This window comes from Thioclava sp. (assembly GCF_048263065.1).
In the GTDB taxonomy this organism is placed as follows: domain Bacteria; phylum Pseudomonadota; class Alphaproteobacteria; order Rhodobacterales; family Rhodobacteraceae; genus Thioclava.
Window position 1 is genome coordinate 137,920 of sequence record NZ_JBLXEM010000004.1, and the last position, 20,591, is coordinate 158,510.

The 20,591-nt window shown below is 60.1% G+C and carries 16 protein-coding genes; 10 read left to right on the forward strand and 6 right to left on the reverse strand.

Going from position 1 to position 20,591, the window contains the following annotated elements; genetic code table 11:
* The first annotated feature begins 163 nt into the window (after positions 1–163).
* The 5 genes from ACN0SD_RS07780 (at position 164) to ACN0SD_RS07800 (ending at position 6,262) form a co-directional block, all read left to right on the forward strand.
* Entirely contained in the window at positions 164–2,725 is a 2,562-nt protein-coding gene (locus ACN0SD_RS07780; protein WP_417807661.1) for a penicillin-binding protein 1A, read from the forward strand.
* A 195-nt stretch (positions 2,726–2,920) separates the two neighbouring features.
* Entirely contained in the window at positions 2,921–4,048 is a 1,128-nt protein-coding gene (prfB, locus tag ACN0SD_RS07785) for a peptide chain release factor 2 (protein ID WP_417807662.1), read from the forward strand.
* 4 nt (positions 4,049–4,052) lie between these two features.
* Entirely contained in the window at positions 4,053–4,601 is a 549-nt protein-coding gene (locus ACN0SD_RS07790) for an AAA family ATPase (RefSeq protein ID WP_417807663.1), read from the forward strand.
* A gap of 52 nt (positions 4,602–4,653) precedes the next feature.
* Positions 4,654–5,385, forward strand: a complete 732-nt coding sequence (locus ACN0SD_RS07795; RefSeq protein WP_417807664.1) for an SDR family NAD(P)-dependent oxidoreductase — start codon at positions 4,654–4,656, stop codon at positions 5,383–5,385.
* Between the two features lie 103 nt (positions 5,386–5,488).
* Positions 5,489–6,262, forward strand: coding sequence for a DUF2189 domain-containing protein (locus tag ACN0SD_RS07800; protein WP_417807665.1), 774 nt, complete (start codon positions 5,489–5,491; stop codon positions 6,260–6,262).
* Positions 6,263–6,333: 71 nt separating this feature from the next.
* Here ACN0SD_RS07800 and ACN0SD_RS07805 read toward each other — a convergent pair whose 3' ends face one another.
* The 3 genes from ACN0SD_RS07805 to ACN0SD_RS07815 form a co-directional block, all read right to left on the reverse strand.
* Positions 6,334–6,867 carry a bactofilin family protein gene (locus ACN0SD_RS07805; RefSeq protein ID WP_417807666.1) on the reverse strand — a complete coding sequence of 178 codons (534 nt, stop codon included), beginning with the start codon at positions 6,865–6,867 and terminating at the stop codon, positions 6,334–6,336.
* On the reverse strand, positions 6,857–8,173 hold the full coding sequence (locus ACN0SD_RS07810; RefSeq protein ID WP_417807667.1) for a DUF5930 domain-containing protein: 1,317 nt from the start codon (positions 8,171–8,173) through the stop codon (positions 6,857–6,859). Before ACN0SD_RS07810 ends, ACN0SD_RS07805 begins: the two co-directional genes overlap by 11 nt.
* Positions 8,174–8,470: 297 nt before the next feature.
* On the reverse strand, positions 8,471–8,971 hold the full coding sequence (locus tag ACN0SD_RS07815; RefSeq protein WP_417807668.1) for a peroxiredoxin: 501 nt from the start codon (positions 8,969–8,971) through the stop codon (positions 8,471–8,473).
* 159 nt (positions 8,972–9,130) lie between these two features.
* Here ACN0SD_RS07815 and ACN0SD_RS07820 point away from each other — a divergent pair, with 159 nt between their 5' ends.
* From ACN0SD_RS07820 to lpdA, 5 genes are all read left to right on the forward strand, one after another.
* On the forward strand, positions 9,131–12,547 hold the full coding sequence (locus tag ACN0SD_RS07820; protein ID WP_417807669.1) for a hypothetical protein: 3,417 nt from the start codon (positions 9,131–9,133) through the stop codon (positions 12,545–12,547).
* Between the two features lie 5 nt (positions 12,548–12,552).
* Entirely contained in the window at positions 12,553–13,614 is a 1,062-nt protein-coding gene (gene queA, locus ACN0SD_RS07825) for a tRNA preQ1(34) S-adenosylmethionine ribosyltransferase-isomerase QueA (RefSeq protein ID WP_417807670.1), read from the forward strand.
* 91 nt (positions 13,615–13,705) lie between these two features.
* Complete coding sequence (locus ACN0SD_RS07830; RefSeq protein WP_417807671.1) at positions 13,706–15,013, forward strand: MFS transporter; 1,308 nt, start codon at positions 13,706–13,708, stop codon at positions 15,011–15,013.
* A gap of 67 nt (positions 15,014–15,080) precedes the next feature.
* The gene (locus ACN0SD_RS07835; RefSeq protein ID WP_417807672.1) at positions 15,081–15,665 is read left to right on the forward strand and encodes a DUF924 family protein; all 585 of its coding nucleotides are present in this window, start codon (positions 15,081–15,083) and stop codon (positions 15,663–15,665) included.
* Between the two features lie 36 nt (positions 15,666–15,701).
* Positions 15,702–17,096 carry a dihydrolipoyl dehydrogenase gene (gene lpdA / locus ACN0SD_RS07840; protein ID WP_417807673.1) on the forward strand — a complete coding sequence of 465 codons (1,395 nt, stop codon included), beginning with the start codon at positions 15,702–15,704 and terminating at the stop codon, positions 17,094–17,096.
* 81 nt (positions 17,097–17,177) lie between these two features.
* On the opposite strand, the gene typA is transcribed toward lpdA, so the two are convergent.
* From typA to ACN0SD_RS07855, 3 genes are all read right to left on the reverse strand, one after another.
* A complete protein-coding gene (typA, locus tag ACN0SD_RS07845; protein WP_417807674.1) occupies positions 17,178–18,998 on the reverse strand; it encodes a translational GTPase TypA in 1,821 nt (606 codons plus the stop codon).
* Between the two features lie 69 nt (positions 18,999–19,067).
* Positions 19,068–19,688: a YitT family protein gene (locus ACN0SD_RS07850; RefSeq protein WP_417807675.1), complete on the reverse strand. Its 621-nt coding sequence runs from the start codon at positions 19,686–19,688 to the stop codon at positions 19,068–19,070.
* Between the two features lie 85 nt (positions 19,689–19,773).
* Positions 19,774–20,391, reverse strand: a complete 618-nt coding sequence (locus tag ACN0SD_RS07855) for a YitT family protein (protein ID WP_417807676.1) — start codon at positions 20,389–20,391, stop codon at positions 19,774–19,776.
* Positions 20,392–20,591: the final 200 nt, after the last annotated feature.

Below are 20,591 nucleotides of genomic sequence, written 5' to 3' on the forward strand. Positions count from 1 at the left end.
CGCAAAACGCTGCTTTACGCGCGGGCATCCGCGCATCGGACAAAGATTTGAACGCAGCCCCACTTCCCGATTGCGTGATCGCGCATTACTTTGACCGTCACGTAAACGCGATGTATAGGCAGGGCAAACCGGGGCGAACGGCGCCCCTTGCGAGGAATATCTCTTGGTCCGATTCATTCTTAGCTCCATTGGTGGTGTGTTTTCCTGGGTTGTGACCGGGCTGGTTTTTGCCGCCCTCACGATCGGGGCTATCTTTTGGATTTACTCGCGCGATCTGCCCAGCACCGACCAGTTGGCGCAATATCGCCCCAAGACGATCTCGCGCATCTATAATGGTAACGGCCGCCTGATCGACGAATTTGCCGAGCAGCGCCGCTTGTTTGTGCCAAGTCAGGATATTCCCGATCTGGTGAAAGGCGCGTTCATCTCGGCCGAGGATAAGAATTTCTACTACCACCCCGGTTTTGATCCGCGCGGCATTGCCTCGGCGGTGATTACGGCAGTGAAGTCAGGCGGGCGCGATGTGCGCGGGGCCTCGACGATCACGCAACAGGTCACGAAAAACCTGCTGCTGTCGTCAGATCGCAAGATTGAGCGCAAGATCAAGGAATTGATCCTGTCCTCGCGCATCGAGCATGTCCTAAGCAAAGACCGCATCCTCGAACTGTATCTCAACGAGATTTATCTGGGCCAGAACTCTTACGGCGTGGCGGCTGCGGCGCAGACCTATTTCGACAAAACCCTGTCGGAACTGACCCCCGGCGAGGCTGCCTATCTGGCAGCTCTGCCCAAGGCCCCCGCCGCGTTGCACCCTGTGCGCGATATCGAAAAGGCCCGTCTGCGGCGCAATTATGTGCTGCGCCGGATGTTTGAGGATGGCCGGATCGACAAGGCGATGCTCGATAAAGAGCAGGCCTCACCGCTCAAGTCTGTGCAAAATGGCGACTACCCGCCGTTCCGCGAGCAACTGCCGCCACGCGATTATTTCACCGATGAAATCCGCCGCCAGCTGTCCAAAAGCTTCGGGCGTGAGGAATTTTTCGGCGGTGGCCTGACAATCCGCGCAACCGTAAATCCCGATTTGCAGGCGCTCGCGGGCAAGGCGTTGCAGCGCGCGCTTGAGAATTATGATCGCGGCCTTGGCATCTGGCGCGGCACCGGCGCAAAGATTGCCCAAGACAAGCTGGGCGATGAGGCCAGTTGGCGTGCCGCTTTGGCCGATATTCCTACGAACAAGGCCCCGCGCGATGTCGTGGGTTGGCATCCGGCGGTGGTTCTGGGCTTTGAGGGTAACTCGGCGCGCATCGGCATTGAAGGCATCCAAGAGGACGAAGACGGCCATTGGATTGCACCCGAGGACGTGACTTGGGCGCGCAAGCTAAAGGATGATGGCAAACTGGGGCCGCGCGCGAAAAAGGCGCAGGATCTGCTGGAAACCGGCGATGTCGTCGAAGTGCGCGCGATGACCAAAGACAGCGATGGTTCGTTCATTCGCTGGACGCTGCGCCAAGTGCCCAAGGTCGAGGGTGCGTTCATGGCGATGGATGTGAATACCGGGCGCGTGCTGGCGATGCAGGGCGGGTTCTCGTATCAATCCTCGGTGTTTAACCGCGCAACGCAAGCCGAACGCCAGCCGGGCTCGAACTTCAAACCCTTCGTCTACGCAGCTGCACTGGATAGCGGTTTCAGCCCCGAAACGATTGTGGTCGACGCCCCGATTGAGGTGAACACGCCCCAAGGCATGTGGCGCCCGAAAAACGCCTCGAACCGCTTTTATGGACCCACGCCAATGCGCACAGGGCTTGAGCATTCGCGCAACCTGATGACGGTCCGCATCGCGCAGGAAATCGGCATGGATACGATTGCCGCTTATGCCGAGAAATTCGGCGTCTATGACGATATGCGCGAGTTCCTCGCCAATGCTTTGGGTGCGCAGGAAACCACGATGTTCCGCCTGATCTCGGCCTATGCGATGTTTGCCAATGGCGGTGAGCGGGTGGAACCGACGCTGGTGGACCGCGTGCAAGACCGCTACGGGCGCACGATTTACCGCCATGACACGCGCACCTGCGACACCTGTGACGACCCCAACCTCCCCGAGGGACGCGGCCCGCAAATCACCAGCCACCGCGAGCAAATCATCGACCCGATCACCGCCTATCAGATGATCTCGCTGATGCAGGGTGTGATCAAACGCGGCTCTGGCAGCGGGGTTAATCTTTCTGTCCCGGTCGCGGGCAAAACCGGCACGACAAACGACGCGAAAGATGTGTGGTTCACCGGCTTTACTTCCAACATCGTGGCCTCGTGCTACATGGGCTATGACAACCCGCGCTCTTTGGGTAAACACGCCTATGGCGGCACGCTTTGTGTGCCGGTGTTCAACGAGTTTATGAAAGAGGCAGTCAAGGATTTCGGTGGCACCAACTTCAAGGTTCCCCCGGGCGGCACTTGGGTCAAGTTCAACCGCTACACCGGCGAGCGTCTGTCTGACAGCGCCACGGGCGAGTTCGTGCAGGCCGAATATTTGCGCCCCGGTCAGGATATGTCGGGACTGGGCGCGCTGGTCGTGGATGGCGGGTTTGGCATGGGCGTGAACCTGCCGCTTTTCGCGCAAGGCCAAAGCGACGAGGGTGGCCAAACCATCACCACCTCGACGGGCAAAACCAAGGTGATCCCGAAAAAGGCCGATTTTGGCACGCTTAGCGCAGGCGGGTTGTATTAAGCGGCGCCCCGCGCAGGGCAACTTTTACGCCCGTGTCTTGATGGTCAGATCAAATGCCTTCCTTCCTCTTGATCGAAATATCCCGGGGGAGGCGCGGTACGCGCCGGGGGCAGCGCCCCAAATGCTCGCGCGCGGCGCTTGCGGCCTCGTCCCCGATTTCGTATCACCCAAGCCAAGAGTTTCAAAGGATGACCCATGCGCGCCGAGACGCAAAATATTGCTGATGCGATCCGCAAATCCCTGACGCTGCTGGGCCAGCGCATGGATCTGGAAACCGCCCCGCACCGGCTTGAGGAATTCAACGCGATGATCGAGGATCCCACTTTGTGGGACGATCAGGCGCGCGCGCAAAAGCTGATGCGGGACCGCCAGCAATTATTAGACAAGTTCGAGACCTACACCCGCATCGAACAAGAACTGACCGACAATATCGAGCTGATCGAGATGGGTGAGATGGAGGGCGATGACGAGATCGTCGCCGAGGCCGAGAAATCGCTGCGCATCCTGAAAGAAGAGGCCGACACGAAAGAGCTTGAAGCGCTGTTGGATGGCGAGGCGGACGCCAACGATACCTTCCTTGAAATCCACTCGGGCGCCGGTGGCACGGAAAGCTGCGACTGGGCCTCGATGCTGGCGCGGATGTATGTTCGCTGGGCCGAGAAAAAGGGCTATGAGGTCGAGCTGCAATCGGAAACTGCGGGCGACGAGGCGGGCATCAAATCCGCCACTTATAAAATTTCAGGGCCCAATGCTTATGGCTGGCTGAAATCGGAAAGCGGCGTGCATCGTCTGGTGCGCATCAGCCCCTATGATTCGGCGGCGCGCCGGCATACCTCGTTCAGCTCGGTCTGGGTTTATCCGGTGGTGGACGACAACATCGAGATCGAGGTCGCGCCGAATGACATCCGCATCGACACCTATCGCTCGTCGGGTGCGGGTGGTCAGCACGTCAACACCACCGACTCGGCAGTGCGCATCACGCACATGCCGACCGGTATCGTGGTGACAAGTTCGGAAAAATCGCAGCACCAGAACCGTGATATCGCGATGAAAGCATTGAAATCGCGGCTGTATCAAATGGAGATGGATCGGCGCAACGCCGCCATTAACGAGGCCCATGAAAACAAGGGCGACGCGGGCTGGGGTAACCAGATACGGTCGTATGTTTTGCAGCCCTATCAGATGGTGAAAGACCTGCGCACCAACTATGAGACCTCGGATTCCCAAGGCGTTCTGGACGGCGATCTCGACGGGTTCATGGCCGCCACCCTTGCGCTGGGGGTCGAGGGCAAGAGCCGCGCCGACGCGCAGGCGGACGAATAAGGCGATGGCGGCGCGGGTTCATATTACCGGCGCCGCCGGATCGGGCACCTCGTCGCTGGGGCGCGAACTGGCGCGCGCGCTCGATGTGCCCCATCTTGATACCGACCGCTATTTCTGGGCGCCCTCTGATCCGCCCTTCACCCAAAAACGCCCCGTTGACGAGCGTCTCGCCCTGATTGCTGCCGATCAGATGGCGCAGGGTGCGCAGGGCGGTTGGGTGCTGTCGGGCTCGCTGGATGGCTGGGGCGAACCGGCGCTTGGTGGGCTGGATGCTATCATCTTTCTAAGCGCGCCCACGCCACTCCGGCTGGCCCGGTTGCGCAAGCGCGAGGCCGAAAAATTCGGCGCGCGCGTCAAGCCGGGCGGCGATATGCATTACAATCACATCGCATTCCTGAAATGGGCCGCGAGCTATGACGAGCCGTATTTTTCGGGCCGCTCTCTGGCGCGTCAGCGCGAATGGCTGGCGGGTCGGTCTGAGCCGGTGATTGAGGCCTCGGGCGCGGAGGATCTCGATAGCCTTGTGGCGCGCTGCTTGCAAAACCTGCGATGAAACCAAGCGCGGTGGCCATGCGTATCCCTTGAGAACCAAGGGAGCTGCAGACATGGAATTCAACGGCAAACTGATCTGGATCGTCGGGGCAAGCTCGGGCATCGGGCAGGCGCTCGCGCGGGAATTGGCGCGGCGTGGAGCGCGGCTGGTGCTTTCAGCGCGCTCGGTTGAGCCGCTAGAAACGCTGGCCGGTGAATTGGGCCAGGGCGAGGTCGTGCCGTTTGATATTTCCGACCCTGATAGTCTGGATGATGCGCGCGCCGAGATCTTGGCCAGCGGACCGCTCGATTGCATGATCACCACCGCAGCGCTCTATGATCCGGGCTATGTCAGAGAAGTCGAGCGTGACGCGGCGCGCAAGCTGGTTGAGGTTAATCTGCTTGGCACGCTTTGGTTTGCCCAAGCCGCCAAGGGGCTGCTGCGCGAGGGCGGGCAGTTGGTGATCTTTGGCTCGGTCGCGGGCTATTTCGGGTTGCCTCGGGGTCAGCTTTATTCGGCCTCAAAGGCGGCGGTGATCAATCTCGCCGAATCCCTGCGCGTGGAATTTGCGCCCCGGATCGACGTGCGGCTGATCTCGCCCGGCTTTGTGAACACGCGCCTGACCGAGAAAAATGATTTCGACATGCCCTTCGTGATCGAACCCGAGGTCGCCGCGCGCCGCATCGCAGACGGGCTGGCGGGTCGCAAGTTCGAGACGCATTTTCCGCGCCGCCTGACTTGGGGGCTGAAATTGTTGCAACGCCTGCCGTATCGGCTTTCGCTATGGCTGACCGCACGGATGTAATGCTGCGACGCAGCGTTGATTTCCCTCGACAGATCACGGCTTCGTGACGCAACCTGATACCACGCGCTTTTGGGAGAGGGCGCGCGTAATCAGGGAGAGAAAAATGCCTCAAGTGATACCTCAGCCATCAGAACTACCGCAGTTCCGCGACATCTCGGTGTCGGAAATTCCACAAGTGTTGCGCGCAGGTCTGCGGGATTTCATGCGCGCGCCCGCCTTTGGGCTGGCATTTTCGGGGTTTTATGTTCTGGGCGGGATCATTTTGTGGATGGTGTTCGCCGCAGAAGGTCAGGAATGGTGGCTGATCCCCTTTGCGCTGGGATTTCCCTTGCTGGCGCCCTTTGCCGCAATTGGGCTTTATGAAATCAGCCGCCGGATCGAAGCGGGAGAGCCGCTGATCTGGGGAGAGGTGATCTCGTGCTGCATCTCGCAAAAGGATCGACAAATCCCTTCGATGGCGATGCTGATCCTGATGATGTTCATGTTCTGGGTCTTTGTGGCGCACACCACCTTTGCGCTGTTCATGGGGCTGTCGGCCTTTACCAATGTCAGCTCGTCGCCCGAAATCTTGTTTTCGGGACAGGGGTTGGTGATGCTGGCGGTTGGCTCAACAATCGGGGCGGGCTTTGCGCTGGTGCTATTTTCTTTCACCGTCGTCGGCCTGCCGCTGCTGATGGAGCGCGAGATCGACATCATCACCGCAATCCTGACCTCGATGCGCGCTGTCGCGGCCAATCCGGTTTCGATGGGCGTCTGGGGAATCGTGATCGCGGGTAGCCTGTTCATTGGCATGATCCCGATGTTCCTGGGGCTGCTGATCGTGCTGCCGGTACTGGGGCATGCAAGCTGGCACATGTATCGCCACCTCACCACCTGACCGAAACGGGCGCAGATATGACAAAGGGCAGCCCGAGAGCTGCCCTTTTTGCGTTCCGTGAAAGGAGGCGCTTATTTCGTTTCCGGTGCTCCGGGTGCTGCAGCCGCCTCGGCGCGCGGCGGGGCCAGCTTGGGCGTGCCCTGACCGGTTTGCAGCGGGTCGTCTTGACGCTGAACCGAGCCTTCGAAATGCGCACCGCTTTCGATCGCGATGGTTTTGTGGATAATGTCGCCTTCGACCCGAGCCGTCGAGGTCAGGCGCACTTTCAGACCGCGCACGCGGCCCACCACACGGCCATTGACGACAACGTCATCGGCGATGATCTCGCCTTTGATCGTGGCGCTTTCGCCGACGGTCAGCAGATGCGCGCGGATGTCACCCTCGACCACACCCTCAATCTGGATGTCGCCGCTGGTTTTCAGATTGCCCGTCACGGTCAGATCCGACGACAGCACCGAGGGCGAGGGTTTCACGCGCGGCGATGTTGAGGGGGCAAACTCGCTTGACGCAGGGCGCGGGGGCGGCGGCGGAGCGCTACCGGCGTGTTTGTCAGTTTCGGTTCCGGCTTTGTTGCCCGGTTCGTGGATTTTGCTTTTAGAAAACATTCTTGCCAGCCTTGATGAAGGTCATCGGATTGATTGCTTTGCCACTGATCCGAATTTCATAGTGGAGATGTGGTCCAGTGGAGTGTCCGGTAGATCCCATATCAGCAATCCGCTCGCCTTGCGACACCTTTTGACCGCGCTTCACGCGGATTTTGGATAGGTGACCGTAACGGGTGGTGATACCGAACTCGTGGCGGATCTTGATAAGGTTGCCATATCCGCGCTCCCACTCGGCTGCGATCACAACTCCGTCAGCGGGGGCATAGATCGGCGTTCCGGTGGGGGCGGCCATATCGACGCCCTCATGCATCTTGCCCCAGCGCCGGCCAAAGGGCGACGAAAAGCGAAAATGCGACTTGACCGGCATCGCAAAGGGCAGCTTGTCGACAGCGATGCGATACATGTTCATATCGTCAAGCTTGCGCAGGATATCTTCGGCGCGCGCAGTATCGCCACCCAGATCTGCCGTGCCCTTTGAAGAGAGCGAAATCGTAGTCAGTGGCCCGCCGGTGCCCGAATAGCCGCGCTTGATTTGCGCCAGCACATGATCGGGGTCCATGCCCGCTTGTTTGAACACCTTATCAAGCGGCTCCATCGAGATTTTGACGGCACCTTCCAGCGTGGTAAAGATCTCGTCGTTGCGTTCTTCCATCAGGCGTTTTTGCATCGCGATGCGGTCCACGGCGATCTGCGCAGCCTTGGCATCGGCGTTTGCGCTGTCGCGTTCCTGCGCGGTCTGGCCCAATGCGGCACTCAGGAAATCGACCGTTTTTGCCATATCCTGTGCGCGTGCAGCCTGCGTCGCGCCGCCATTGGCACCCGTGCCTTCGACCTTGGCCAGCTTGGTGCGCGCATCGTCACGCTCATCCATCGTGCGGCGCAGCGTGGACTGGATCACGCCGATCCCGGTTTCCAATTCGCGCTTGCGTTCCTCCGACGACAGGAGCGCCGACTGCATTTTCGACACCTGCGTCATCGCGGTTTGAAAACGATCCTGCGCGGCCAATGCCTCGGCGGCGCGCGTGTCGCGTTCTTTTGAGAGCGTATCGAGACGGCGTTCAAACGCGGCTTTGGCGATCTTTTCGTTCTGCGCAGCCCCGCCCGAGGAAATCCCGTCGATGAACAGCATCGACGTGGCCACTGTGGCCCAAGCAAACAGGCCCGCGCCAATCGCCAGCACACTTGCCTGCGTCAACGGTCGCAACCGCACGAAACGCGTCGCGCTGTCGGATTTCAAGAAGAGCCGCTGTTCAGGCAGCCAGCGCTCTAGGCGCGTATTCAGGCGGTCGAGAATGCGTCTGGGCAAGCCGTCGATCCTGTTTTCTGGTTTTCGTGCGAGATATGGCCCTGAGGCCGCGAACGGGGACAGCAAGGGGCGTCTCCGCCCTGTGGATGAACCACGCCGCCAATCTGCTTAGGGAAGTAGCAACTGCGACCGGATCGGGCAACCGCTTTCGCAGAGGCATCCAGTCACAGTTCCCTCGCGCGGGCGGGATCGGCGGTTTTTCGCCGAAAATCTGGCGTGTTTTGGCGTGTTTTTCCTGTGATCTCACGGGGTTGTCAGGTATGCGCGAATCCTTGCTGCCTCGTTCGTTACGCAGCCCTAGACCTCGGCTCGCACGGCTTCCAAAACCTCGGCGGCATGTCCTTTGACGCTGACCTTGGGCCAGACCCGCGCAACATGGCCTGCGCCATCAATCAGATAGGTTGCCCGAACTATGCCCCAGAAAGTCTTGCCATACATGGATTTTTCAGCCCAGACGCCGTAGTTTTCACACGTCTCGCCCGCGTCATCCGAGGCCAGATAAATTCCCAGATCGTGTTTGGCGCAAAAGTTCTGATGCTTCTTCAGGCTGTCCTTTGATACCCCGATAACTACCGCGCCCGCGCTTGCAAATTCATCCGCGAGACGCGTGAAATCAAGCGCCTCGGTGGTGCAGCCCGGCGTGTTGTCCTTGGGGTAGAAATACAAAACCACCGCTTTGGGGCGCGCCTGTGACAGCGTCAAATTCCCCTCGGGCGTGATCAGTTTGGCGCGCTCAAACGCCGCGCCTCCGGTTGCGGGAAGGGTGAAATCCGGCGCTTTTTTGCCAAGTTCGATCACGTCTCGATCCTCCGATGCAGGTTGGGGCTTACTTTTGAGCCGGGCTTGAGTGATTATTAACCACGAGGCAGGAAGGTGGGGCAAGTCATACACGTTCACCTGCGAACGCGCGCGCCGCGCGGCTTGTTTGAGGTGGATGCTAAGGAGACGCCCCGAAGAATGACGATGGAGCAAGACACGCCCCAGCCCCAAAAGCGGGAGTTGTCACGGGTGCCTGAAGGGCGCGCGCAGGGCGATCATGTCTTTGAAGGCGACATTAAAAACGCCGCGCAATTTATTGAGGATAAACTCAAAAACTCATCATATGGCCGAGGTCGTGGAAAGTTTGGCCTGACACTTTTGCTCCTCGGGCCCTTTGTGGCGCTCGCAGTCCTTTTTGCCTATCTCGCGATCACGCATCGCCCGCTTGCCGCGCCGCAATGGATCGTGAGCAAGCTGGAAACCCGCGCCAATGTGGCCCTTGAGGGGCGGTTGAAAATAGCGATCTCCGGCGGCATCGATATTGTTGTCACCGAGGGGCTTCGTCCCCGTATTCGCGCACGGATGGTGCAACTTGAACGCCCCTCGGGCCTGCCGATCGTCCTGCTTCCCGAACTGCGCGCAACACTTTGGAGCGAGCCCTTGTTAAGGGGCAAAATTGAGCCGCGTTCGTTTACCATTAGCGGCGCAAGCCTGTCGCTGCATCGCTTGCCAGATGGGCGGCTTGATCTGGATTTGGGCGGGGGCGAGATGTTCGGCTCGCTCTCTGCAAACAGCGCGTCCGAGGGCGTCGAGGCGCTGAAACGCGTCTTTGACGTGCCCGCTTTGCGCAATCTGCGCACAATCACCGCGCAAGATATTCAGCTTCGCATGATGGACGAGCGCCTTGATCGCGTTTGGCGGGTCTCGCAGGGCAATTTCAAACTGGTGCAGAACGCGCAGGAGCTGTCGGTCACGCTTGGCTTCGATCTGGGGGATACGGGGCAGGTGCCGGGGCAAAAGCCCGCGCAGGTGGCAGTTTCAATGACCGCGCAAAAACAGGGACTTGAGGCGAGCTTTGGCGCTGCGATCACCGGTTTGCCCGCCCGCGATCTGGCCGTGCAATCGCCCGCATTGGCCGCCCTTGGCGTGCTCGACGCGCCGATTTCGGGCGCGCTACGCTCGGGGTTGGATGACGCGGGCACGCTGACGGGGCTGAATGCGATGCTGCAGATCGGGGCAGGGTCGATCAAACCCGGTCCGGGCGTTCAGCCCATCCCGCTGCGGTCTGGCAAGCTCTATCTGACCTATGATCGCGCCCGCCAACGTATTGAGCTGACTGACCTCGCGCTGGACAGTCGTGCGGCGCGGTTGCGCGCCAGTGGTCAGGTGTTTTTGCGCGATATTGAAAACGGAATACCGCAATCTTTGCCCGGTCAGATCGCGATTTCCGATCTGCAGCTTGACCCCCAAGGCCTGTTTGAAACGCCCGCGCGGTTCTCGCAAGGGGCCGCAGATTTCAAACTGTCGCTTGACCCGTTCCGGATTGATCTGGGCCAGCTTGAGTTGACCGACGAGAACACGAAAATTTCGGCCAAAGGGTTTGCAGCGGCGCGCAGCGATGGATGGCGTGTCTCGCTTGACACCGGGATCGATCAGATTGATCAGACCCGCTTGTTGCAGCTTTGGCCGCCCGCGTTGGTGCCAAAGACGCGCGAATGGGTTGAGAAAAACGTTACCACCGGCCAGTTGCGCCGGGTGCATGCGGCGGTGCGTTTGCAACCAGGTGTCGAGCCGCGCGTCGCGCTGAACTACGAATTTCGCGGTGCGGATGTGCGTGTGATCCGCACCTTGCCTCAGGTGCAGCAGGGGCGCGGATATGCGACGATTATCGGATTTCGTCAGGCACTTAAGGTCGAGGAAGGCCACATTACCGCGCCCTCTGGCGGGCGCATCGAGGTGGCCGATACCCAGCTCGTCGTGCCCGACATTCGCATCAAGCCCGCGCCTGCCGTGGTCACGCTGATCACGCGCTCGCCGATTCCTGCGGCGCTGTCGTTGCTTGATCAACCGCCCTTCGAGTTTCTGAAAAAGGCCGGGATGGGCACGGATATTGCCAAAGGCTGGGCCGAGGCGCGCTCGGTGATCAAGCTGCCGCTCAAACCCAAAGTGCCCGCCGAGGAGATCGGCTTTGACGTCACCGCGCGCCTGACCGAGGTCAAAAGCGACACGCTGGTGCCGGGGCGACCGTTGCGCGCCGACAAGCTGCAACTGCGGGCCGACAATGCTGGCATGGTGATTTCAGGCAAGGGAACGCTGTCAGACGTCGCCTTTGATGCCGCTTGGGACCAACGCTTTGGGCCTGCCGCCAAGGGCCATTCCAGCGTCAAAGGCTTTATCGAGATCACGCCTTCCGCGTTGCAAGCCTTTGGGGTGGGTTTGCCCTCCGGGATGGTGCGCGGCAAGGGGTGGGGCTCGATTGCGCTGGATTTGACGAAAGACGCACCGACTTTGTTTGATTTCACCAGTGATCTCAAAGGGGTGCAGCTGTCGATTCCACAGATTGGCTGGTCGAAAAGTGCTCCGTCTCGGAGTAAGCTGACGCTGTCTGGTAGTCTTGGCAAGCCGCCAAAGATTTCCAAGATCGCCATGGATGCGCCGGGGCTTAGCGTTAAAGGTGCGCTCAGTTTGACCGCGGCTGGTGCCTTGGCGCGGGCGAAATTTTCCGACCTGAAGATCGGGAGTTGGTTTACGGGTAGCGCCGATCTTGTGGGGCAAGGCGCGGGGCGGGCTTTGAATGTCGAGGTGCATTCCGGGCAGCTCAATCTGGCCAAGGCCGATCTGGGGCAGGGTAGCTCTGGCTCTGGCGCGGGGGGGGCGAAAATATCGGTGGCGCTGGATCGCGTGCAGGTCACCGATGGGATCGCGCTGACCGGGTTTCGCGGCAATTTCACCACGCGGGGGGGCTTTTCGGGGCCGTTTCAGGCGCGGGTGAATGGCGCAAGCCCGATTGCGGGCACGGTGGTTCCTTCCAAGGGCGGGCGCGCGGCGGTGCGTATCCAAACGGGCGACGCGGGTGCCACGCTGGCGGCGACGGGGATATTTTCCAAGGCGCGAGGCGGACAGGGTGTGCTGGTGCTTACGCCGCTGGGACAAAAAAGCTACGACGGCCAAGTTCAGGTCAAGGATTTGCGCGTTAAAGACGCCCCGGTTCTGGCCTCGCTGCTCTCGGCGGCCTCCGGCGTTGGTCTGTTGGAACAGCTTGGCGGTGAGGGTATTTTGTTTAACACCGTGGACGGGGCCTTTCGCTTGACGCCCAACGGGGTCAGCGTCACAAGGGGCGCGGCTGTCGGGGCCTCGATGGGGGTAACGATGGCGGGCAATTACTATCCGCAAAGCGGGAGGCTGGAGATGAAGGGCGTGATTTCGCCATTTTATCTGATCAACGGGATCGGGCAGATCTTTGCCAAGAAAGGTGAGGGGCTGTTTGGGTTTTCCTATTCTTTGGGCGGGACCGCGACGCAACCCAAAGTATCGATCAATCCGCTTTCGGTGCTGGCCCCCGGCGCCTCGCGCGAGCTGTTTCGATCTGCGGCCCCGCCGGTGCTGAGCGAGTAAAACCGATGCAGCTAGCCGATTTCGACTTTGATCTGCCCGACGGGCTGATCGCGACGCGCCCCGCGCGCCCGCGCGATTCCGCGCGCTTGCTGTTGGCGCAAGGCGATGCGATTTCTGATCGCCATGTATTTGATCTGGTAGATATTTTTCGTCCCGGTGATCGGTTGGTTTTGAACAATACCAAGGTGATCCCGGCGCGATTGAGCGGCACGCGCACGCGCCAATCCGCCCAGGGCGAAGTGACTGCCAAGATCGAAGTCACGCTGCTCGAACCTTTGCCGGGAGGGCAATGGGAGGCGTTGGCCAAGCCGTTGCGCAAGGTCAAGCCGGGTGAGCGGATCGTGTTCTCGCAAACGCTGTCGGCGGATGTTGTTGCGATTGAGGATGGCCAGATGCGCCTTGCCTTTAACCTTGCAGGCGAGGATTTCGATGCCGCTTTGGCGCAGGCTGGTGCGATGCCCCTGCCGCCCTATATTGCCGCTTTGCGCGCGCCAGATGAGGCCGATAAATCCGACTATCAGACTGTGTTCGCACGCCACTCCGGTGCGGTGGCCGCCCCCACTGCCAGCCTGCACTTTACGCCTGAATTGCTGAAAAAACTGGCCGTGAAGGGCGTTGAGTTCAGCGAAGTGACCCTGCATGTCGGGGCGGGCACGTTTTTGCCGGTGAAGGTTGATGACGTGACCACCCATAAAATGCACGCGGAGTGGGGCGAGGTCAGCGCGCAAGCGGCCGCCGAGATCAACGCCACCAAAGCCGCGGGCGGGCGCGTCATCCCGGTGGGCACCACGGCGCTGCGCCTGATCGAATCGGCCGCGCGCGCACCAGGCGGGGGGCCGGGGCATATCGTGGCGTTTCGAGACGCCACCGACATCTTTATTTATCCGGGGTTCGCGTTTCGCATCACCGACGCTTTGATGACCAATTTCCACCTGCCAAAATCAACGCTTTTGATGCTGGTCTCGGCGCTGATGGGGCATGACCGAATCCGTGCGATCTATGATCATGCGGTGAAAAACGATTATCGTTTCTTCTCTTATGGGGATTCGTCGCTTCTGATCCCATAAGGTCGCAATCGGGCTTGTTACTTGCGCGATGCGGTCCTAGATGCCGCAGTTGGAGGAGCGTCTCGTTCACGCCTAACCCCGAGGGATCGTCATGCTGACAGTGCTGCGCCGGACTTGGCCCCTTCTTTTGGGGATTTTGCTGTTGATGGTGGGCAACGGGATGCAGGGCACCCTGCTGGGTATTCGCGGCCGCATCGAGGGTATCGACACGTTTTACATGTCGCTGGTTATGTCGGCTTATTTCGCAGGTTTTCTGTTTGGCTCGCGCATGGTGCCGGGGCTAATTGGTCGCGTTGGGCATGTGCGGGTGTTTGCCGCCCTTGCGTCGCTGATTTCAGCTGTGCTGGTGCTTTACGCCGCTATTCCGTCATGGCCGGCTTGGGTCTTGATGCGGGTGCTGATCGGGTTCTCGTTTTCGGGCGTTTATATCACCGCGGAAAGCTGGCTGAACGCAGGCGCTACCAACGAGACGCGCGGTCAGGCGTTGTCGCTCTATATGATCATGCAGATGCTTGGGATTGTCGTCGCGCAAGGCTTGCTAAACGTCGGTGATCCGGCGGGGTATTTGCTGTTCGTCATTCCCTCGGTTTTGGTGTCGATCTCGTTTACGCCGATCCTGCTGTCGGCATCGCCCGCGCCCAGCTTCGAGACAATCCAGCGCATGACCTTCAAGCGGCTTTGGGAGACCTCGCCGTTGGGGATAATCGGTATATTCCTGCTGGGGGGGGTGTTTTCGGCGATGTTCGGGATGGCCTCTGTCTGGGGCACCGCGGCGGGGCTAAGCGTGCGTCAGATCTCGGAATTTGTGGCCGCGATCTATGTCGGCGGCATGGTGCTGCAATACCCCATCGGCTGGGCGTCTGACCGCATGGATCGCCGCGTTTTGATTGCAGGCTCAGCGCTGATCGGCGGCGTTGTGACGGGGGCTATTTTCCTGTTCAACCCGCCGTTCTGGGTGCTGTTGTTCGCGGCGGCGCTAATCGGCGGCGTTGCGAACCCGCTGTATTCGCTGCTGATTGCTTACACCAACGACTATCTTCATTTCTCTGATATGGCGTCAGCTTCGGCGGGACTGATGTTCATCAACGGGCTGGGGGCGGTCAGCGGGCCTATTTTGACGGGTTGGTTAATGGGGATTGTCGGGCCGGGCGGGTTTTTCCTCTATATCGGCGTGCTCTTCTTTGCGATTGCGGGCTATGCAGGCTGGCGGATGACCCGACGCGATTCGATCGCAGTTTCGGACACCGGGGCGCATACGGTGATTTCGCCGACGGCTACTGCTGTCGCTGTTGAGGCGGCGCTCGAGGTCGCGCAGGAAGAGGCTGAAGCCGCTGCAGAGGATGTCGCAGAGGATGCCGCCGGGGCGGCTCCCCAAGAGGGCAAAGACGCCGCCGCATAACGCCCCTTTGCCCAAACGTTGCCTTGCTCTACCATTGTAAATAGCAATGGCAGGGGAGGGCCGCGACATGGACCGTATCGAAGAGATCCTCAGTTTTTGGACCAACGAGGTCGGACAAGCAAATTGGTATCAATCCAGCGAAGAGATCGACGCCGCAATTCGCCGCCGATATGCGCCGCTTTGGCAGGTGGCGGCCCAAGGGGCGCTGGCAGAATGGGATAGCTCTGGGCGCGGCGCGCTAGCGCTGATCCTTTTGCTTGATCAATTCCCGCGCAATATGTTTCGTGACGATCCGCGCAGCTTTGCCACCGATCCTGCGGCGCGACGACATGCGGATCGCGCAATCTCGGAAGGGTTTGATTTGCAAATCGGGCCGCCCTTGCAGCAGTTTTTCTACCTGCCGTTCATGCATTCCGAAGTTCTCGCGGATCAAGACCGTGCGATCGCCTGTTTTACCGACCGCTTGCGCGGCACCGACAATCTGCGCCATGCGCGTGCGCACCGCGCGGTGATTGAACGGTTTGGCCGCTTTCCTTGGCGCAATGCTGCGTTGGAACGCGAGACGACGAAAGACGAGGCCGCCTACATGCGCGAAGGTGGTTATCAAAAGGCGTTGCAAGCACAGGATGAGTTGAACGCTGTGGTCAAATAGTTTAACGTCAAACTAATTTCTATCCGGAGGGAAGACATGGCTTCGAAAAGCTACGATATGATCGTCATAGGGTCAGGGCCGGGGGGCTATGTCAGCGCCATCCGGGGGGCGCAACTGGGTCTGAAAGTGGCCATCGTTGAGCGCGAGCATATCGGGGGGATCTGCCTGAACTGGGGCTGTATTCCGACCAAGGCGCTGCTGCGCTCGGCTGAGGTGTATCACCTGATGGAGCGCGCCAAGGATTTCGGTCTGAGCGCGGATAAGATCGGCTATGATCTGGACGCGGTCGTCAAACGCTCGCGCGGGGTGGCCAAGCAGCTGTCCTCGGGCGTGTCGCATCTAATGAAGAAGAACAAGATCGACGTTGTGATGGGCACCGGCAAGCTGGCGGGCAAAGGCAAGGTTTCGGTCAAGACCGACAAGGGCACCGAGGAACTCACTGCGAAAAACATCGTGCTGGCGACAGGCGCGCGCGCGCGCAACCTGCCCGGCCTTGAAGCCGATGGCAAACGCGTTTGGTCCTATAAACACGCGCTGCAACCGCCCCATCAGCCGAAAAAATTGCTGGTCATCGGATCGGGTGCGATTGGCATCGAATTTGCGAGCTTCTTCAACACCTTGGGCGCTGATACGACGGTCGTCGAAGTGATGGATCGGGTGCTGCCCGTCGAGGACGAAGAAATCTCGAAATTCGCCAAGAAGCAGTTCGAGAAACAGGGCATGAAAATCCGCGAAAAGACCACCGTGACCAAGCTGGATCGCAAGGCCGACAAGGTGATCGCGACGCTCGAAGCGGGTGGCAAGACCGAAACGCTTGAGGTCGATACCGTGATCTCCGCCGTTGGCATCGTCGGCAATGTCGAGGATCTGGGGCTCGAAGAGGCGGGCGTGAAAGTCGACCGCACCCATGTCGTGACCGATGAATTCTGCCGCACTGGCGTGGACGGGCTTTACGCGATTGGCGACATCGCGGGCGCGCCTTGGCTGGCGCACAAGGCCAGCCATGAAGGCGTCATGGTGGCCGAGCTGATCGCGGGCAAACACGCCCATCCGGTCAAGCCGGGCGCGATTGCGGGCTGCACCTATTGTCAGCCGCAAGTGGCCAGCGTCGGGATGACCGAAGCAAAGGCGAAAGAGGCGGGGTTCAGCGTTAAGGTTGGCCGTTTCCCGTTCATCGGCAATGGCAAGGCGATTGCGCTTGGCGAACCCGAGGGCATGGTGAAAACCGTGTTTGACGCGAAGACGGGCGAGTTGCTGGGCGCGCATATGATCGGTGCCGAGGTGACCGAGTTGATCCAGGGCTATGTGATTGGCCGCCAGCTTGAGACGACCGAAGAAGACCTGATGAACACCGTCTTCCCGCATCCCACACTCTCTGAAATGATGCATGAATCGGTGCTGGACGCTTACGGGCGCGCGATTCACTTCTAAGGCGCGAACCATCGCCAGATAGCAAAAGGGGCGCTCGAAAGCGCCCCTTTTTAATGTCTAATGACGGGGAAGGCTTGCGCCTCAGGCCCCTGCGCGCGTGGCGCGTTTGCGCTCGTGCGGGTCAAGGTGGCGCTTGCGCAGACGGATTGCCTTGGGCGTGACTTCGACCAGCTCGTCATCGTTGATATACGAGATCGACTCTTCAAGGCTCATGCGCACCGGCGTCGTCAGGCGCACGGCCTCATCCGTGCCGCTCGCGCGCACGTTGGTCAGCTTTTTGCCCTTGAGCGGGTTCACCTCAAGATCGTTGTCGCGCGAATGCTCGCCAATGATCATGCCGGTGTAGATCTGCTCTTGCGCGCCGATGAACATCTTGCCGCGCTCTTCAAGGTTCCATAGCGCATAGGCCACCGAGACGCCGTTCTCCATCGAGATCAGCACGCCCTGACGGCGTCCGTCGATCTGGCCCTTGTAGGGTGCCCAGCTATGGAAAATGCGGTTGATGACACCATTGCCGCGCGTGTCGGTCATGAACTCGCCCTGATAACCGATCAGACCGCGCGAAGGTACTAGCGCCACGATGCGGGTTTTGCCCACACCTGCGGGGCGCATCTCGGTCAACTCGCCCTTGCGGGTCGAGGTGAGTTTTTCGATCACGACGCCGGAATATTCGTCATCCACGTCGACGATGACTTCTTCGATCGGCTCCATGCGCTGGCCGTCTTCTTCGCGGAAGATGACGCGCGGGCGCGAGATCGACAGTTCGAACCCTTCGCGACGCATGTTTTCGATCAAAACGCCCATCTGCAATTCGCCACGTCCCGAGACGACGAACGCCTCACCGCCGGGGGTGTCCTCGATCTTGATGGCGACGTTGGTTTCGGCCTCTTTCATCAGGCGCTCGCGGATTACGCGCGATTGCACTTTGGACCCGTCTTTGCCCGCCAGCGGGCTGTCATTGATGCCAAACGTAACCGAGATCGTGGGCGGGTCGATGGGCTGCGAGGGGATCGCGGCATCGACTTCAAGCGCGCAAAGCGTATCGGCCACAGTGGCTTTGGACATGCCCGCAACGGTTACGATATCGCCTGCCACGGCCTCGTCGATGGGCTGTTGACCAAGGCCGCGGAACGCGAGGATCTTGGTGGCACGGAACTGTTCAATCTTGGTGCCGTCGCGCGACAGCGCCTTGAGCGTATCGCCCACTTTCAAACGACCCGCCTCAACGCGCCCCGTCAGGATGCGCCCGATGAACGGGTCAGCGCCCAGTGTCGTTGCCAGCATCTGGAACGGCTCGTCTGCGCGGAATTCCTGCTTGGGCGGCTCAACATGTTTCAGGATCAGGTCAAACAGCGCGTCAAGATTTTTGCGCGGCCCGTCCAGTTCCAGATCTGCCCAGCCACCGATGCCCGAGGCATAGACATGGGGGAAGTCGAGCTGTTCGTCATTGGCGCCGAGATTGGCAAACAGATCGAACACCTCGTCAAGCGCGCGGTCGGGTTCAGCGGCGGGTTTGTCCACCTTGTTGAGCACGACAATCGGTTTCAGACCCAGCGCCAGCGCCTTGGAGGTCACGAATTTCGTCTGCGGCATCGGGCCTTCGGCCGCGTCCACCAGCAGACACACGCCGTCCACCATGCTTAGGATGCGCTCGACCTCGCCGCCGAAATCGGCGTGACCGGGGGTGTCGACGATATTGATGCGCGTGCCTTTCCATTCCACCGAAGTCGCCTTGGCGAGAATGGTGATGCCGCGTTCGCGTTCGATATCGTTGCTGTCCATCGCGCGTTCCGCGACAGCCTGATTTTCCCGAAACGCGCCGGATTGGCGCAGAAGTTGGTCAACCAGCGTCGTCTTGCCGTGGTCAACGTGTGCAATGATCGCAATATTGCGAAGGTCCATGAGAAACCGCCTGTTTTCTGAGTTGCCCCGCCCATAAGCGAAAAGCTTTGGCTTGGCTAGCCCCGGTGATCAGTTCGCGACATACCAATCGCGCCGGTGGTTCATCGCGATCACAAAATTCAGCACCAAAGCGCCCAGCAATGACCAAAGCACCTGCTCGGGGGCCAGAATGAAGCTGGCGATCACGAACAGCACCAGATCGTGGATTGCCTGCGTCCAGCCCGCGCGAAATCCGAACTTGTCTTGCAAGATCACCGCCACAATCGACACGCCACCTAGGCTGCCTTGGTGGCGAAACAGGCCCAACAAACCAACCCCGGCTGAGACGCCAAACAACAGTGCTGCGATGCCGGGATGGATGTGATCGACATGCAAAAGCGGCTTGAGCGCCTCGGCCATCACCGACACAAGACTAACGGTTGCAAGACTTTTCAGCGCGAAGGGCAGGCCGCGCGCGTAATAGGCAAAGGCGTAAAACGGGATGTTGATCGCAAAAAACACCACGCCAAAGCTGAGGCCGCTGACATAAGACAGGATCAGTGCCGTGCCCGCCGTGCCCCCGGTCACCAGCCCCGCCGCCCGCAGCAGATGGATACCAAGTGCGGCTTGCGCCGAGGCCACGAACAACCCTTGCAGGTCTTCGACAGGGGAGTAGCGGGGATGCTCTTGCACATTCAGGTCAATATCCATGACCTAATTATGACGCATCCCGCTGGAAAACCAACGTAGCTTTCGCGCAGAGCCGATATGATAGGGGCGAATAGCTGGAGGCGGTTCAGATCGCGATATAACGGTCGCGGCGGTGGTTGATCATGATGATTACATTCAGGACCATCGCGCCGAGCAGCGACCACAGCACCTTGTCCAGCGGCAAGACGAACACTGCGAACAGGAACACGCAGCAATCAAACAGGATCTGCGTCTTGCCCGCCTTGAAGCCGGTCTTGTCCTGAAGATACAGCGCGACAATCCCCACGCCGCCCAAGCTTGCGCCGTGGCGAAACAGGGCCAGCAGCCCCGCGCCCGCAGTTGCCCCTGCCAAAACCGCCGCCGCGCCAGGATGTAGATTGGCAAAGCTAATGAGATGCGGCCACACTTCGGTCATCGCGGATAGCAGCGCCACCGAGATCATCGTCTTGAGCGTGAAACGTAGCCCCATCCGACGGAACGCCAGCCAGTAAAACGGCAGGTTGAGCAGGAAAAATACCGCACCAAAGCTGTATCCGGACAGGTAGCTAATCACCAGCGACAGCCCCGCGATCTGCCCCGTAAATAACCCCGCGCCATGTAGAAAGACCACCGACAGCGACACAAGAACCGTGCCGCTGAGCAGGCCTTGGGTGTCTTCTAGCAGGGTGTGGCGGGCGGGGCCGGGGGCGGGGATATCACTCATGCGGATTGCTTTGCCACTTGGCGCGCGCCTGTGCAAGCGGTGGTGCAGTTGCGCCACGATCTGACAGCGATTTGCGCGAACATGCTCGTGCGAGTTGCATAGAATCACGGCATCGGGCGTTATTCTGGCATTCCGAAACGCCCCAATCAGAGGAGGGTAGATCATGTCCCATTATCTCGCCCCCGTCGCGTGTTTCGGAA